This window comes from uncultured Friedmanniella sp. (genome assembly GCF_964244005.1).
Classification (GTDB): domain Bacteria; phylum Actinomycetota; class Actinomycetes; order Propionibacteriales; family Propionibacteriaceae; genus Microlunatus.
Genome location: NZ_CAXTHG010000001.1, coordinates 1 through 16,265 on the forward strand (window position 1 = coordinate 1; position 16,265 = coordinate 16,265).

The 16,265-nt window shown below is 69.9% G+C and carries 13 protein-coding genes; 7 read left to right on the plus strand and 6 right to left on the minus strand.

Annotated features, from left to right (window positions below):
• Positions 1-93 precede the first annotated feature (93 nt).
• Complete coding sequence (locus tag ACFE76_RS00005; protein WP_375429675.1) at positions 94-1,062, minus strand: aldo/keto reductase; 969 nt, start codon at positions 1,060-1,062, stop codon at positions 94-96.
• A 45-nt stretch (positions 1,063-1,107) separates the two neighbouring features.
• On the opposite strand from ACFE76_RS00005, the gene ACFE76_RS00010 reads away from it, so the two are divergent.
• A complete protein-coding gene (locus ACFE76_RS00010; RefSeq protein ID WP_375429676.1) occupies positions 1,108-1,740 on the plus strand; it encodes a Maf family protein in 633 nt (210 codons plus the stop codon).
• Positions 1,741-1,811: 71 nt separating this feature from the next.
• Here ACFE76_RS00010 and ACFE76_RS00015 read toward each other — a convergent pair whose 3' ends face one another.
• The 3 genes from ACFE76_RS00015 to ACFE76_RS00025 form a co-directional block, all read right to left on the minus strand.
• Positions 1,812-2,273, minus strand: coding sequence for a GNAT family N-acetyltransferase (locus ACFE76_RS00015; RefSeq protein WP_375429677.1), 462 nt, complete (start codon positions 2,271-2,273; stop codon positions 1,812-1,814).
• A gap of 155 nt (positions 2,274-2,428) precedes the next feature.
• Positions 2,429-3,649: a saccharopine dehydrogenase family protein gene (locus tag ACFE76_RS00020; RefSeq protein ID WP_375429678.1), complete on the minus strand. Its 1,221-nt coding sequence runs from the start codon at positions 3,647-3,649 to the stop codon at positions 2,429-2,431.
• Positions 3,646-4,098: a ChaB family protein gene (locus tag ACFE76_RS00025; protein WP_375429679.1), complete on the minus strand. Its 453-nt coding sequence runs from the start codon at positions 4,096-4,098 to the stop codon at positions 3,646-3,648. The genes ACFE76_RS00020 and ACFE76_RS00025 overlap by 4 nt, the downstream gene beginning before the upstream one ends.
• 123 nt (positions 4,099-4,221) lie before the next feature.
• Here ACFE76_RS00025 and ACFE76_RS00030 point away from each other — a divergent pair, with 123 nt between their 5' ends.
• On the plus strand, positions 4,222-5,025 hold the full coding sequence (locus ACFE76_RS00030; protein WP_375429680.1) for an SRPBCC family protein: 804 nt from the start codon (positions 4,222-4,224) through the stop codon (positions 5,023-5,025).
• Positions 5,026-5,103: 78 nt separating this feature from the next.
• On the plus strand, positions 5,104-6,189 hold the full coding sequence (locus ACFE76_RS00035) for an LLM class flavin-dependent oxidoreductase (protein WP_375429681.1): 1,086 nt from the start codon (positions 5,104-5,106) through the stop codon (positions 6,187-6,189).
• 135 nt (positions 6,190-6,324) lie between these two features.
• Here the strand turns inward: ACFE76_RS00035 and ACFE76_RS00040 are convergent, their stop codons facing one another.
• Positions 6,325-8,025 carry an ABC1 kinase family protein gene (locus ACFE76_RS00040; protein WP_375429682.1) on the minus strand — a complete coding sequence of 567 codons (1,701 nt, stop codon included), beginning with the start codon at positions 8,023-8,025 and terminating at the stop codon, positions 6,325-6,327.
• Between the two features lie 70 nt (positions 8,026-8,095).
• Here ACFE76_RS00040 and ACFE76_RS00045 point away from each other — a divergent pair, with 70 nt between their 5' ends.
• Positions 8,096-9,295 (plus strand): DegT/DnrJ/EryC1/StrS family aminotransferase, encoded by a 1,200-nt coding sequence (locus tag ACFE76_RS00045; protein WP_375429683.1) that lies wholly within the window; start codon positions 8,096-8,098, stop codon positions 9,293-9,295.
• 520 nt (positions 9,296-9,815) lie between these two features.
• Here the strand turns inward: ACFE76_RS00045 and ACFE76_RS00050 are convergent.
• Entirely contained in the window at positions 9,816-11,213 is a 1,398-nt protein-coding gene (locus ACFE76_RS00050; RefSeq protein ID WP_375429684.1) for a Fis family transcriptional regulator, read from the minus strand.
• Between the two features lie 143 nt (positions 11,214-11,356).
• Between ACFE76_RS00050 and ACFE76_RS00055 the strand changes: the two genes are divergently transcribed.
• Genes ACFE76_RS00055 through ACFE76_RS00065 form a run of 3 tightly spaced genes read left to right on the plus strand, consistent with a single transcriptional unit; the run spans position 11,357 to position 16,253 of the window.
• Positions 11,357-13,498 carry a hypothetical protein gene (locus tag ACFE76_RS00055; RefSeq protein WP_375429685.1) on the plus strand — a complete coding sequence of 714 codons (2,142 nt, stop codon included), beginning with the start codon at positions 11,357-11,359 and terminating at the stop codon, positions 13,496-13,498.
• Positions 13,495-15,111: a type I restriction-modification system subunit M gene (locus ACFE76_RS00060; protein WP_375429686.1), complete on the plus strand. Its 1,617-nt coding sequence runs from the start codon at positions 13,495-13,497 to the stop codon at positions 15,109-15,111. Before ACFE76_RS00055 ends, ACFE76_RS00060 begins: the two co-directional genes overlap by 4 nt.
• A complete protein-coding gene (locus ACFE76_RS00065) occupies positions 15,108-16,253 on the plus strand; it encodes a restriction endonuclease subunit S (protein ID WP_375429687.1) in 1,146 nt (381 codons plus the stop codon). The genes ACFE76_RS00060 and ACFE76_RS00065 overlap by 4 nt, the downstream gene beginning before the upstream one ends.
• Positions 16,254-16,265 lie beyond the last annotated feature (12 nt).

Sequence of the window (16,265 nt, forward strand, 5' to 3'; positions counted from 1 at the left end):
CGGCTACTATCCGAGCCAACCGAACCTGTTGCATCGACAGCTTGAATCCAAGGGCCTTTCGGGCCGTCTCGGGGTCGGTTTTCAGGGAACTGGTCAGAAGCCAGCCGGTGCGTGGGGGGTGTAGTCGGCCTCGAGCCGTGCCTTCTCCTCCGTCGTGAGGACCACGTCGACCGAGGCGACGGCGTCAGCGATGTGAGCCGGCTTGGTCGCGCCGACGATCGGCGCGCTGACCGTCGGGTGGGCCGCGACCCAGGCCAGGGCCACCTGCGCCCGCGGCACGTCCCGCTCGGCGGCGATGGCGGCGACCGCGTCGGCGATCAACCTGTCGTCGTCGTGGTAGAGCCGCTTCCCGAACTCATCGGTCTCGCTGCGCGCGGTCGTGGCGTCCCAGTCACGCGTCAGCTTGCCCCGGGCGAGCGGGCTCCACGGGATGACCCCGACGCCGAGGTCGGCGCAGAGCGGCAGCATCTCGCGCTCCTCCTCGCGGTTGAGCAGGTTGTAGTGGTTCTGCATCGACACGAACGGGGTGAGACCGGCCGCCCGGGCCACGTACTGCGCCTTCGAGAACTGCCACGCCCACATCGACGAGGCGCCGAGGTAGCGCACCTTGCCCGCCTTGACGACGTCATGCAGCGCCTCCATCGTCTCCAGGATCGGCGTCGAGGGGTCCCACCGGTGGATCTGGTAGAGGTCGACGTAGTCGGTCCCCAGCCGCCGCAGGCTCTCGTCGATCGCGGTGAAGATCGCCTTGCGGGACAGGCCGGCGCCGTTGGGACCATCGGACATCCGCCCGTGCACCTTGGTCGCGATCACGATCTCATCGCGCGCGGTGTACTCCGCCAGCGCGCGGCCGACGATCTCCTCGCTGCTGCCGGCGCTGTAGACGTTGGCGGTGTCGAAGAAGGTGATGCCGGCCTCGACGGCCTGCTTGATCAGCGGTCGGCTCTGCTCCTCCGACAGCGTCCAGGCGTGGTTGCCCTGGTCGGGTTCCCCGAAGCTCATGCAGCCGAGGCAGATACGGGACACCTGGAGGCCGGTGGCGCCGAGATTGACGTAGTCCATGGCCGCCACCGTAGGTCCTCGGCCGAGCGCCGCTAGCGTGGCCCCGTGCCTTCCTCAGCCCCGCCCGGCCTTCGGTTCGTGCTCGCCTCGGCTTCGCCGGCCCGGCTGGCGACCCTGCGTGCAGCCGGGCTCGACCCCGAGGTCGTCGTCTCCGGGGTCGACGAGAGCGGCGTCCGGGCCGAGTCGGTCGCCGAGCTGACCGCGGTGCTCGCCCAGCTCAAGGCCGACGCCGTCGCCGCGACCCTGGACCTCGGCGGCCAGGACACCCTCGTCGTTGGCTGCGACTCGATGCTCGAGCTGGACGGCGAGGCGTACGGCAAGCCGGGGGCGCCCGAACGCGCGGTCGAACGCTGGCGCCGGATGCGCGGCCGGTCCGGGATCCTGCACACCGGCCACCACGTACTGCGGCTGACCGGCGCCGACCGCACCGTGGCGGCTGCGGTCGGCTCGACGGACGTGCACTTCGCCGACCTGACCGAGGAGGAGATCGACGCCTACGTCGCGACCGGGGAGCCGCTCCAGGTCGCCGGGGCCTTTACCGTGGACGGGCTCGGCGGCCCCTTCGTCACCCGGATCGAGGGCGACCACCACAACGTCGTCGGGATCAGCCTGCCCCTGCTGCGCCTGCTGCTGCTCGACGTCGGCGTCAGCTGGCCGTCCCTCTGGGCGACGCCCTGATCGCTGCGGCGTGTGCGCCCTCCATAGCCGCCGCGAGAGCAAGTACCGGCCGCAGGAGCTCCGGACGCCGCTCACGCGATGTCGTGGAAGTCGATCTCGAAGGTCGGGTAGTCGGGCTGTGGACAAGCCTCACCGCGGTGGCCGAGCCGTTCGTAGAACGGAGCGGACCGGGTCTCGTGCGCCTGCCACTCCAGGTAGCGGACGCGCTCCGCCGCCCACTCGGCCACCGTGCTCATCAGCGCCCGGCCCACGCCCTGCCGACGGGCGTCGCGACTGACGAAGAGGTCGTGCAGCCGTGCTGTCCGGTGCAGGTCGCCGTGGCGCAGGTGCGGTCCGTGGTCCTGGGCGGCGGCGTAGCCCAGCAGCGTCGACGCCGGCGAGGCCGCACCGAGCAGCAGCCACCGCGGGTCGGCGATCAGCGCGGCGAACCGGTCCCTGACGTCGATCTCGTCGCCCGTCGTCCCCATCTCAAGCAGGAAGGGCCACAGCTGGGGCCAGTCCGCCGACGTCAGGCGGCGCGTGTCGAGATCCACGATGCGACTCTCCCCGAGGCATCACTCCCCGGCAAGCGCTCGTGCCGACCGAAGGTGAGGTTGCCACCGCTCGAGCGGTGGCAACGCCACTTTCAGGAGGCAGGACCGACGATCCGGACCAGCGCCCGGCAGCCGCTGACACCTCCGAGCGACGGTCAGAGCCGCGTGGTCTCGACGGTGAACGCGTGGGACCGCAGCCGGACGGCCAGCGCCTCGCCCATGGCGGTCATCGGGGTCAGCACCCCGCCTCGGGTGGGCAGGGTGTCGAGGGCGAGGCTGAGCCCGGACTCACCGAGCATCACCGCCGTGGCGTGGTATCCCGGGTCGAGGTCGACCGCGACGACTGTCCGGTAGCGCGCGCCCGAGGACGTTCCCGCGTCGATCTCGAACCTGAAGCGACCGCCGGCCAGGGTCGCCTCCTTCGGGCCGGCACCCGGATCGGGCAGCACCCGGTCGAGCAGCGGCCGCGTCACCTGGTTGCCCATCGCCGCCACCAGAGCCGCCGTGCCGACCGCCAGCGCGGCCGCGCCCAGCACGCCGCGCACCCCCGTGCCGGTGTCGACGACCTCGCGGTAGCGGAAGCCGATGCCGTACCGCTGGCCGCTGAGGGCGTTGCTGCGCAGCACGATCTGGCGGTTGAACCCGCCCATCACGAACGGCGCCTGCCACCGACCGGTCGCGCCGTCCCGCTGTACAGGGCGGGTGCGCCCGGCGGGCCGCATCCGGGTGCTCGAGGGCCGGTCGACCAGCGCGTCGGCCCGGCCGACCAGCACCCGCGCCTCCGGGTCGCCGCTGGTCTCGATCAGCTGCTGACGCAGCGAGTCGATCGTGCTGCCGCCGATCCCACCCCGGCTGGAACGGACGTGCAGCACGGTGTCGGTGAGGGTGCCGGCGCTGTCTGCCTCGGCCCGGACGGCGGTCAGCCCCACGCCCAGGTCGGAGGGCACGGAGTCAAAGCCGCAGGCGACCACGATCCGCGCGCCCGTGGCGACCGCCCGTTCGTGCAGCGCCTCGACGGTCCGGGCGACGAAGAGGGTCTCCCCCGTCAGGTCCGCGTACGCGGTCCCCGCCTCGGCGCACGCCGTCACCAGCGGCGTGCCGTAGCGCAGGTAGGGGCCCACCGTGGTGAGGACGACCCGGGTGCTGGCCGCGAGCTCGGCGACCGCCGCCTCCTCGGCGACGTCGAGCACGAACAGCGGCCAGGTTGCAGCCGTACCGCCGAGCTCGGCCTGCAGGGCGCTCAGCCGTTCCCGTGAACGGCCGGCCAACGCGATCCGGAGACCGCTCGGTGCGTAGCGAGCGAGGTGCTGAGCGGTCAGCCGGCCGACCACCCCGGTCGCGCCGACCAGCACCAGGTCGTACCTGCGGGTGCTCACGAGCCGCTCGACTCCTCGTGCTCGGCGTCGCGGAGCGCCTTCGCCGAGGCCCGGTCGTTGGCCTTCTGCAGCGCGTCGACCAGCTCGGCCTTGGTCATCCGCGACCGGCCGCTGATCTCCAGCCGGGTGGCGAGGGCGTACAGGTGCTGCTTGGACGCGTTGGCGTCGACCCCGCCTGCGGTCTCGCGGTCGGTGTCCCGGTTGCCCGTGGCCTGGGCGTCGGAGGGGCCGTACTCCTCCTTGGGCTCCCAGTGGTCGCCCACCTTCTCGTGGGTGTGCTTGAGCGCCGCGAAGGCGACCTGGTTGGCCGCGCGCTCGTCGCCGTCGTAGGTCTGGAGCGCTGAGTCGTGGGTCTGGGCGTAGGTGTGCTGCGCCTTGTCCTCCGATCGCTGCAGCGTGCTCGGCAGCTCGTCGGGAATGACCTGGCCCGACTTCGTGGTCTTCGGCATGCCGCCTCCTGGGTGCTGGTTGCCCGGTGCTGCAGCCATCCTGCCGCGCCCCCGCGGTGGATCTCGAGGACGGGGGGGAGTAGAGAAGAGGGGAAGTCATCCCCCCGACGCAGAAGGAGCGCTATGACGACCACCGTCGACACGTCCATCGAGGTCAACCTGCCGGTGAGCACGGTCTACAACCAGTGGACCCAGTTCGCAGACTTCCCGCAGTTCATGAACGGCATCACCAGCATCACCCAGCTCGGCGACGACACGATGCTCTGGGTCGCCGAGATCGCCGGCGTGAAGCGCCAGTGGGAGGCGAAGGTGCTGGAGCAGGTACCCGACCACAAGGTCGCCTGGGCGGCCACCGAGGGCGCGACCAACGCCGGCTCGGTCACGTTCGACGACCTGGGCGGCCGCACCCGGGTCAACCTGTTCCTGGAGTACGAGCCCGAGGGCTTGGTCGAAAAGATCGGGGACAGGCTGAACGTCGTCGAGAACCAGGCCGAGGGCGACCTGGAGCGGTTCAAGGCCTTCATCGAGTCCGAGGGCTGGGCGACCGGGGCCTGGCGCGGGAAGGTCGGCGCCACCGGCCACGTGGGAACGCCGGGTGTCGAGCACGCCGCGACCTCCCGCGGCGACGACGGGCACGCCGGGGTGAGCGGCAAGGCCGTCGTCGCCGGGGTCGGCGCCACCGCAGCAGCGGCGGCCGGGATCGCGGCCGTCGCGGCGGCCAGCCTGCGCAAGAGCCAGCCGGCGGCCCCGCCGGTGACCCCTCAGCCGGTGGCGACCCCGCCGTTGCCCACGCAGCCGGTGGACACCGCCTTCGACGCGACGGAGGCCCCCGGCGGTCTGGTCGACGCAGCGGTCGCGGACCCGGTCCCACCGGAGCCAGTGATCCCGGCCGAGGTCGGAACGCCGCCTGAGCACCTCCCCCGCTGAAACGAACGTCCTACCGCACAGGGCGCCCGGGCAACCGGCCGACGGAATAGCCCCTCCGGCCGGCCGGTTGCCCAGGTCGTGACCACGCTGCAGACCCGACCGGAGACCACGACCACCGACGAGCGTCCGAGACGCTTCTCGGTGCTGGACCTGATTCCCGTCCGCTCCGGCCAGACGACCGCCCAGGCGATCCGTGCGACCGTGCAGCTCGCGCAGGTGGCCGAGGTCAACGGTGCGTACCGCTACTGGGTCGCCGAGCACCACAACATGCCCGCCGTCGCCTCGACGAACCCGCCTGTCGTGATCGCGGTGATCGCCGGCGCCACGCAGACGATGCGGATCGGGTCGGGCGGGGTGATGTTGCCCAACCACGCTCCGCTGGTGATCGCCGAGCAGTTCGCGTTGCTCGAGGCGGCCTACCCCGGCCGGATCGACCTCGGCATCGGCCGCGCCCCGGGCAGCGACCCCGTCACCAGCTATGCGCTACGGCACAACGGACCCGAGACCGCCGACGCCAACCGCTTCGACGAGGTGGTCGACAACGTCTTGGCCATGCTCGAGCCCGAGGGCGTCGGCCTGCAGGTGCAGGGCCGGACGTACCCGCTGCGCGCGACCCCGCAGGCGGCCGGCGTCCCCGAGGTCTGGCTGCTCGGCTCCTCGGACTTCTCCGCCCGGCTCGCGGCGGCCAAGGGTCTGCCGTACGTCTTCGCGCACCACTTCGCCGGTGACGGGACCGCCGCCGTCCTCGACCTCTACCGCTCGAGCTTCCGCTCGTCCGGGCCGGGCAGCCAGCCAAAGACCTTCCTCACCGTCAACGTTGTGGTGGCCGAGACCCAGGAGGAGGCTAAGCGCCTCGTCCGGCCGCAGCTGCTGGCGATGGTGGCGTTGCGCACCGGCGGCGAGCTGCGGCCGCAGCTGAGCGTCGAAGAGGCCGAGGCCACGGTGCTGGCCGAGTCGCACCGGGCGATGGCGGAGTCCATGCGGCAGCGCTGGGTCGTCGGTACGCCCGAGTCCGCCCTCGCCGAGCTCACCGAGCTGGCCGCCGCGTACGGCGTCGACGAGGTGATGGTCCACCCGGTGGCCGGCTCGTACGCCGCGGACCCGATCGACCGCTCCCCCGGCCGCGAGCAGACGCTGCGGCTGCTCGCCGGCGCCCTCGTCTGAGCCGGCACACGTCACGCTCGCCGACACGCGCCCCGAGCTTGTCGAGGGCCCCGAAGGGGTAGCGCTGGCTGATGCTGTGAGCAAGCGCAACCTCTTCGAGGCCAACGACCAAGCTTAGGGCGCGTAGGGCGAGGCTCAGCGGCGCCGCCGCCGGCTCCTGCCCCGCGGCACCGGTAGCGGTTGCTTGCGCCGGAGCGTCGACCAGCCCAGGAACGCCGCGATCGTGCCCGCGGTCCCCACGCCGGCCCCGGCCAGCGGGATCTGCCAGGCGCGGCGCCGGTCGGGATCGGCCGCGGCGAGCTCGACCACCCCCCGGACGACGGCCGCACCGACGATCCCGAAGACCACCCGCTTGGAGATCACGTCCAGCCGGTCGACGAGCGGGTCCAGCTCGGCGGCGCGGAGATGCACCTCGGGACCACCCTCGTCGAGCATCACCTGCAGTCGACGGAGCTGCACCGGCAGCTGGGTCGCGATCTCGAACGCATCGACGCCGGCGTCGCTCAGGTGGCGCCGCAGCGAGGAGAAGGAGTAGCGGCCGGCGACCAGCCGCTGGGCGTACGGCTCGAGCACCTCCTCGAGCTGGAAGTCGGGGTCGAGGGAGACCCCCATCCCCTCGGTCATGATCACCATCTTGAGCACCAGCGAGAACTCGCGCGGCAGCTGCAGGTGACGGCGGCGGAGCACCGACAACAGCTCGCGGATCATCTTGCCGACGGAGATCTCGGCGAGCGGCTTGCCGTCGTACAGCTCGATCACCGGTACGAGGTCGGCGCTCAGCTCCTTCAGGTCGACCTGGCTCGAGCTCGTCGACAGCTTGGCCAGGGCGGCCGCGACCCGGTGCGGGTCCTTTCGCGCCAGGGCCACCAGCAGCAGGCCGAGCCGCTCCCGCAGCTCGCCGTCGACCACGCCCACCATGCCGAAGTCGATCAGGCCGATCCGCCCGTCCGGCTCGATGAACAGGTTGCCCGGGTGCGGGTCGGCGTGGAAGAACCCGTCGTCGAAGATCATCTGCGCCACCACCCGGGTGGCGTGCGCGGCCAGCGCCGGCCGGTCGATGCCGGCGGCGTCGAGGGCCTCCAGGTCGTTCACCTTGTAGCCGCTCAGCCGCTCCAGGGTCAGTACCCGCGACGTCGTGGTCTCCCAGTAGACCTTGGGGATGTGGACGCCCGAGTCGGTCGCGAAGTTCTCGGCGAAGCGTTCGGCGTTGCGGCCCTCGGCCAGATAGTCCAGCTCGCCCCGCAGCGTGCGCGAGAACTCCTCGGCCAGTCCCGGCAGGTCGTAGTCGGCGGCCTCCAGCCACCGGCGGTCGGCCTGCGCGGCCAGGTTCTGCAGGATCTCCAGATCGACCTCGATCTGCTCGGTCGCTCCCGGACGTCGCACCTTGACCACCACGTCGGTGCCGTCGAGCAGGGTGGCGGCGTGCGCCTGACCGATCGACGCGCTGGCCAGCGGGGTCAGGTCGAACGTCGCGAACAGGCTCTCCAGCGTCCCGCCCAGCTCAGTCTCGAGCACCTGACGGATCACCGACTGCGGCACCGGCGACAGCGAGTCCTGCAGCAGCGCCAGCTCGCTCACGTACGCCGGCGGCAGTATCTCGGGCCGGGTGGACAACAGCTGGCCGAGCTTGACGAACGTGGGTCCGAGCTCCTCCAGCGCGAGCCGGACGTGCTGAGCGGTGGAATAGCTCTCGGCCCGGTGCGCGTACCGGGCGATCTGGCGGTGGAACGGGATGTAGCGCTCGATCCCGGACGCCCCGAGCAGCACGCCCAGGCCGTGCCGGGCCAGAGTCTCACCGATCACCCGGTAACGGTCCAGGTGCTGGATGACGGCCATGGGCCCCATCCTCTCAGCCGATCCGGCACTGATCAGACTGGAGCACTGTCCCCGACGGTCCGGAGCCGCCTTGAGCATCCCGCTGCGCATCGCCCGCAAACGTCTCGACGTGGGTGCCGCCGACCTGGTTGTCGCGCTCGGCTACTGCCTGCGTCGCCCCTCCCGCGGTCCGACCCTGGCCGCTCTCGAGCAGCTCTGGACGCCGGCGGACGCTGCGCTCGCCTGCCTGTCTGCCCGGAGCGGCTTCGACCTGCTGCTCGACGCGGTCGACTGGCCGCCGGGTTCGGAGGTGCTGTTCTCGGCGATCACCATCCCGCACCTGGCGACGCTGGTGCGCGCGCACGGCTACGTGCCGGTCGCGGTGGACCTCGACCCGGACACCCTCGCGCTCGACCCTGACGACGTCCGGGCGGCCTGCACCCCTCGGACCCGCGCGCTGGTGCACGCCCAGCTCCTCGGCGCCCGCGCCGACCTCGACGACCTTGCGCCGGTCACCCGGGAGGCCGGGCTGATGCTGGTCGACGACCGCGCCGAGTGCTACGACGGGACCGATCGCGACCTCGGACCGTTGGCCGACATCGCCCTTTACAGCTGGGGCACCATCAAGACCGCCACCTGCCTCGGCGGCGGCCTGGTCCTCGTCGGTGACCGCGACCTGGCCGCGCGGATGCGCGTCCGGCAGCGGAGCTGGCCCGTCCAGTCCTCGCGCAGCTACGGCGCCAAGCTCGTCCGCGGGGCCCTGATGGTGCTGATCGGCCAGGCCGCGGTCTACCCGACGTTCGTCCGGCTCGCGGACCGGTGGGCCGGCGACTACGACCGGGTGGTCCGGACGCTGAGCCGCGGGTACGCCGACGCCGAGCTGCTCGCCCGGATCCGGGTCCGGCCGAGCTGCGCGCTGCTGGCGGTGATGCTGCACCGACTGCGCCGCTACGACCCCGGCCGGGTCCGGGACCGCCGACGGGCCGGGGCGCTGCTGGCCGCCGCGCTCAGCCCGGACGTCGTCCAGCTGGGCGGCCGGGCGCCGCGGCACACGTACTGGCTGTTCCCGGTGGTCTCGCGAGACCCAGACGCCCTCGTCGCCGCCGGCCGTGTCGGCGGATTCGACCTCACCCGCGGCTCCTCCACGCTGGTCGCCCTCGACCCGCGCTGCCGTCGCGCCGCCGCCGCGATGGAGTGCATCGTCTACCTGCCCGCCTACGCCGGGATGACCGACGCCGACCTGCACCGCCTCGCGCAGGTGGTCAACGCGGCCGAAGCCCCCGTTCCCTAAGCCTGTCGAAGGGGCCCGATCCCCGAGCAAAGGGACGCCTGCGGCGCGTAGTGGTTGCCGAAGGATGTGAGCAGGCTCAGCCACACGCGCCCTGAGCTTGTCGAAGGCCTCGAAGAGGTTGCGCCGGGGTCGCTGACTGCACCGGCGAGTCCGGCCTCAGTGACGCCTAACGCCGCCCTGCCGACGAGCCTCGGCCTCTTGCCTGAGGTAGCGCTCCGAAAGGACTGTCACCACCCATCCTTCACGCTCGAGCAGGCACACGTCCGGCCGCTGATCCGGGTAGCCATAGCAAGTCCCCGGGTGAAGCAGAATGGTCATCCAATCCCTCGGCGCGTCCTCCCAGACGGCGTGAGAGGCCAGCTGCTGAAGCCGCTGGCGCGCACGCACCTGCGGGACGCGTTCGACACGCTCGCGGTAGCGGAGTACCGCGTGGTCTGAGACCGCGGGGCCGTCCCCCACGGCCCCGCGGAGTCCAGGGGTCCAGGCGAGCTGCTCGAGCTCAGCCCAGAGGGTGACGACGTCAGGCGACGTCATCGCGCACGGCCGTGACCGCGCCGGCCAGCGCCGTACGGGCCTGCGTCAGCAGGCGATTGAGCTCGGTCAGCAGTGCCTCCGCCTCGATGTCGATCGAGGATGCTGAGGCTTTGACCTGGCCGGCGCACTTACGGATCTTGCTAATGCGATCCAGCGTCTGCACGGCGGCGGCGATCCGCTCGTCAGCCACGGCCACCTCGCCATTTTCTGTTCGCACCGCAGCGGACAGAGCGGCCGTCCGGAGCAGCTGGACCACACAGCGCAACAGGTGCACGTCGTCGGTCTCGGGGTCGAAGACCATGACGACCCGGCGCGGACCCAGCGTCAGGACTGGTCCTCCTGGCAGCTGCGAGCCAGAGCGGACCAAGCCGAGCGCAGCCTGGGCGCCGCGGTTGTCCTCTGCCTCCTTGAGGTAGTCCGACCAGGACGACCGGGGCGAGTCCGTCATCTCGACGACGAGACGCGCCTCTGTGTCGGGCACCGTCAGAAGCCCGTCACCCTTCTTGCTCCGCGTCCGCAGACCGACCACGTTCCCGGTCTCCAAGTACTCGTCCCCGAGGCCAGCGGCGATCTGCGCGAGGAGCGCGTGGGTCTGCTCCTCGTAGGTCGCACCTTTGGCTGCGGTCCGCGAGAGGGCGAGACGCGTTGCCTTGGACGCCAGCAGCTCGCTGGTGAGCGCGTCGATCTTGTCGGTCAGGCCCTTCTGCTGTTCGGCGGCCTGGTCGGCGTACCGGGCCTGAGTGTCGCTCAACGCTCGCATCTGCTGCGCCATCGGTGAGGCCGGGTCCGCGGGGTCGAACTGCTTCGACACCTTCTCGACCAACGCCGTGGTCTGGCTCAGGCTGCGCTGCTCGAGCGTGCGGCTGAAGGTGTCCAGCAGGGGCTGGAGCCGGAGCAGCAGCTGCGGCTCGTCGCCGCCGAGAAGGCTGGTGACCTGCGCGAGGAGGTCGTCACGGGCGGCCACCACGGAGGCGGCGAAGGTCGTACGAGCGCTCTGTCCGGCATCGACCACAGCCGTCTTCGTCAGCTGCGATGCCTGCAGGAGGGCTTCGGTGGCCTGGTTCACCGCGGTGTTCGTACGCTCGGCCGCACTCGTCGCTGCCTGGCTGGCTCGCTTCTCCACCTCGGCCACGAGCGACTCGATGCCGTAGGTCTGCTGGACGCCGGCTGCCGCTGACATCGCGCTCGAGCCGATCGCTAGTGCGGCTTCCACGAACGCCGTCAGATCGGCCCCCGCCAGCTCGGCCAGCTCGACAGGCGTGCCGCGGCGGCCCTGCGACCAGTGCCGGCACTCGCTGAGCACGGTGGGGTCCTTGAGCTGCAGCTGCTCGATCACCAGGGCACCAGACTCGGGATCGACCCGAACAGCCTTTGCGTGGTTCATGATGGCTCCTTCCGCTGTGGCTGACGACGTGCCAGCCCCACCAGGGTTGAAGATCCCGCGGTTATGGTCGACTTCCAAACCCGAGAAGTTCCCTTATCGGTTTTATTGATGCGCCACTCCGGAGGGTGTGCTTGTCTGGAGTCATGGACGGAGGTAGCAGCACGACCACCGTCGCCCTCGACCCGACTCTGCTGTCGCTGAGCGACATCGCTCTGCTGGCCGGAGTCCGGAGGTCGTCGGTGACGACCTGGCGAGCACGGCACGCTCGTGGGCCGCAGGCGTTCCCCGACCCGCGGCGGCACGTTGACGGCCAGGAGCGGTTCGACGGGGACGACGTGGTTCGCTGGCTGCGCCTCACGGGCTGCGGCAACAACCCTGAGGCGGAGCAGGACGCGGTCGCTTTCAGCATCCCGGCGGCCGAGGTGGCGAGCGACGAGGTGCTGTTCGCCGGGCTCGGTGCGCTCATCTGTCTACGGGCTGCCACCGGCCCGCTGCCCGTCCAGGCCGACGAGCTGGTCGACGCCGCCGAGACCTTCGACGGCGACGACGAGCTGCTGTTCCGGGAACTGGAGGCGGTGGAGCCCGCGCGGCTCGTGACCCTCGCCCGGTACGCGGAGCTCCTGGTGGCGGGCGCCTTGGATCCGGCCGAGCCTTTCGACGAGCTCGTGCGTCGGCGTCAGGTGGCCACGAGCCGACCGCCGGTCCACCCGGCCCTGCGTCGACTCATCGCACGCGCGGCCGTCACCCTGGCCGACGAAGCAGGTTTCGCTGACCCGACCCTGGTGGTGCGGTCGGTGGACGACGTGGGTCTCGTGGTCGCAGCGGCGGTCCGGAGTGAGCAGCGTGGACCGGTGACGGTGGCCCTCACCGTGTCCGACGACGACCGCGACGCTGCTGACGCCCGCCTCGCTCGGCGTTGGGTGCACGTCCACGGGCTCGCGCAGTCCACGATTCGAATGGACGCTGACGGCACGTACGAGCTGCCGGACGAATCCGTCCTCGTGCTTCGCCTCCCCACCGGTGCGGACAACCGCGAGAAAGCCCTCGATGAGGTGAACAACCTGTGCCTCAACCTGTCCCCAGCCAACCGGGCGCTCGTGCTCGGCCCGGCGCACACCCTGACCGACGCGCTGATCGAACGGCGGGGTCCTGGTCGGCCGAGCGAGGACAGCACGCGCCTGTCCCCCGCTGGGCAGCACCGCTGTGACGCCGTCCGGACCAACGAGGTCCGAGCGGTCGTCCGGTTGCCCGCCGGCCTGTTCCCCGAGCAGTCTCGGACTCGCGCAGCGCTCTGGTGCTTGGGCCCGAGCCGGTCCACCCCGTCCCGCACGCTGTGCTCGGACCTCACCCGGCCGCTGACCGAGGACGTCTGTGACGATCTGCTCGTCGACCTGACCGCAGCGATGCGCGGTCCGGCGAGCGAGGTGGCCCATCAGCTGAGCACGGCCCGCTTCCGCCCGACGTCCGACCTCGCTCTGAGCACGAGCGACCTGGTGGCGCCCGTCGTCCGCGAGGTGCACCTCGGTCCGGCTTCGGTGATGACCGAGCTGGAGGCGTCGCTGAAGCGCCTCTCCGCTCCGGTCCCGGGCATTCCTCGGAGCACGGTGACGGCGTCAGCGCTCCCCGTTGCGCTGAGGCGAATCTCGCTCGACCAGGCGCTGCGTGAGCACAAGATCTTCCTCGTCCCGGGCGTTCGGGTGGAGGCGGCCGACACGGACCCTCGTGGGCCGGTACCCGTCGTCGGACACCCCCAGGAGCTCGACCGCCGAGAAGGTCTGCTCGGACTCAGCGCCCTCCAGCTCGCCACCACCTACGCCCACGCCACGACCACCCTGCCCGGGGACGTCGTCGTCACCACCGTCGGCGGCCCGGCCGCAGCCGTGGACCACCTCGGGGGTGCGGTGGTCGCGTTTCCTGCTCGTGTGCTGCGCTGCCACCGGCCACGCCCGTCGACCGAGCAGGAGCGCACCCTGCTGGCGAGCCGCGGCCAACACCCGCCCGACCTGGCTCCGCAGACCTTCACCCCCGAGGCCCTGGCCGCCGACATCAAGGCGCAGCCCCGAACGGCGACCGCCTGGAAGGCATGGCCGCTGACCGTGCTGCCGACCGACGAGGTGGCGACGACCGAGAGACTGTTGTCGGAGGTCGCCGAGCGGCGCCGCGCGCTGCTCGAGGCTCTCGACGACGTCGACACCGCCATCGTCCTCGTGACGCAGGCCGTCGGTTCCCAGATCTGCACCTTGCGCCCAACCCCGAGCAGCACCCCCGAAAGGATCGTCCTATGAGCACCCTCGTCCCGGACCCGCCGCGACGCCGCGGCCGGCCGAAGAAAGCAGCCGACACGGCGCCGACCACGATGAAGGAGCTGAAGGACACCCTGTGGAAGGCCGCGGACAAGCTGCGCGGCTCGATGGACGCCTCGCAGTACAAGGACGTCATCCTCGGCCTGATCTTCCTCAAGTACGTCTCGGACGCCTTCGACGAGCGCCGCGGTCAGATCGCCGCCGAGCTGCGGGCCGACGGCGGCTTCGACGAGGAGCAGATCGAGCAGCAGCTGGACGACGTGGACGAGTACACCGGCGCGGGCGTGTTCTGGATCGAGCCCGACGCACGCTGGCAGCACCTGGCCGACAACGCCAAGCAAGGCAACATCGGCCGCATCATCGACGAAGCCATGGACCTGGTCATGAGCGCCAACCTCACGCTCAAGAACACCCTCCCCAAGGGGTTCAACCGCGAAGGCCTCGACCAGAACCGGCTCGGCCAGCTGATCGACATCTTCAACAACGTCCGCTTCACCGGTGAGGGTGCCTCCAAGGCCCGCGACCTGCTCGGCGAGGTCTACGAGTATTTCCTCGAGAAGTTCGCCTCCGCCGAGGGGAAGCGCGGAGGTGAGTTCTACACGCCGGCGAGCGTGGTCCGGGTGCTGGTCGAGGTGCTGGAGCCGACGCACGGCCGGGTCTACGACCCGTGCTGCGGTTCGGGCGGCATGTTCGTGCAGACCGAGAAGTTCATCGAGGCGCACGGCAACAAGCCGCAGGCGATCTCGGTCTACGGCCAGGAGCTGAACGAGCGCACCTGGCGGATGGCGAAGATGAACCTCGCCATCCACGGAATCGGTGCCAACCTCGGACCCGTCTGGGGCGACACCTTCGCCCGCGACCTGCACCCCGACGTCAAGGCCGACTTCGTGCTGGCCAACCCGCCGTTCAACATCAAGGACTGGGCCCGCAACGAGAACGACAGCCGCTGGCGCTTCGGCGTCCCGCCTGCCGGGAACGCCAACTACGCCTGGATTCAGCACATCCTGAGCCACCTCGCCCCTGGTGGTCGGGCTGGCGTGGTGATGGCCAACGGCTCGATGTCGACTAACTCCGGCGGCGAGGGCCAGATCCGCGCCCAGATTGTCGAGGCCGACCTCGTCTCCTGCGTCGTCGCCCTGCCAACCCAGCTCTTCCGCTCGACGGGTATCCCGGTGTGCCTGTGGTTCTTTGCGAAGGACAAGAAGGCCGGCAAGCAGGGCTCGATCGATCGGACCGGCGAGGTGCTGTTCGTCGACGCCCGCAGTCTTGGCTATATGATCGACCGCGCCGAAAAGTCCTTTGCCGACGCCGACATCGCGAGGGTCGCGGATACTTTCCACTCGTGGCGTGGGGCCCCATCAGCCAGTGGAACGTATGCCGACCAGCCCGGCTTCTGCGCTTCAACCCGTCTCGAGATCGTCAGGGAGTCCGGCTACGCCCTTACGCCCGGACGATACGTGGGCAGTGAGACGGCCTTGATCTCCGACGGTGGGGTCGAGCGCCTTAGAGAACTTACCGACTCCCTGTACGAGCAGTTTGAGATAACGCAGCAGTTGAGCTTGGCCGTCCGACGCGAACTTGGTCGTTTGGGATGAATTGGACCGAGACAACCTTGGGCGATTTGTGCCGGTCAGGGAATGGCGGGATACAAACCGGTCCTTTCGGAAGTCAACTGCACGCTTCCGATTATATTGCAGAAGGTATACCCAGTGTCATGCCCCAGAATATCGGAGATAATCGCATCAATACAGAAGGGATTGCGCGCATCGGCCAAGCTGATGTCCAGCGCCTTTCTAGATATCTTTTGGCAGAGGGGGACATCGTCTATTCGCGCCGAGGTGACGTCGAACGCAGGGCACTAGTTCGTGCAGAAAATCATGGCTGGCTCTGCGGTACAGGCTGCCTCAGGGTTCGCCTCGGTGACGCAGATGCAGACCCCACCTTTGTTTCCTACCTCCTAGGTACGCCATCCTGTCGCACGTGGATTACCCAACATGCGATCGGTGCGACGATGCTCAACCTGAACACTTCGATACTGAGTGATATGCCGTTACGACTACCGCCGGTTTCCCAGCAATTGGATATTGCCGCCGTCCTCGGCACCCTCGATGATAAAATCGCGGCTAATGCTGCAGCAGGTCGCACTGCCCGTGAACTTGCACGCCTCCAATTCGAGTTGATTCCATCGACCAGCAAAGTGGCTATGAAGCTCGGCGATGTTCTCGATCTGAAGTATGGAAAAGCCCTACCCATCTCCGCTCGCATTGCGGGCACCGTCAGCGTAGTCGGCAGTGGTGGACCAACCGGGACACATCAGGAAGCCCTAGTACCCGGACCTTGCGTAGTGGTAGGCAGGAAGGGCTCGGTAGGGTCGGTCTACTGGATTCCCAAATCGGCGTTCCCTATCGACACGACGTTCTTCGTGGAGCCCAAAAGGGGCGCTTCGCTCATCTATTGCTACTTCTTGCTTCAGTCGCTCGACCTTGCCGGTATGAATTCGGACTCAGCAGTCCCAGGTCTAAATCGTCGCGAAGCGCTCGCCCTGCCGGTGACGGTGCCGCTCGAGTCGAATTTACGGGACGCAAGCGCTCGGGCCATCAGCCTGTTCAATCTGGCCGGACAGTATGACGAGGAGTGCCGAGTTGCAGTTGGCCTGAGAGACAGTATTCTTCCGGACCTCATGTCCGGCCGCCTGCGCGTTAAGGACGCTGAGCGCCACGTCGAGGACGCAGTCTGATGCCGGATCAGG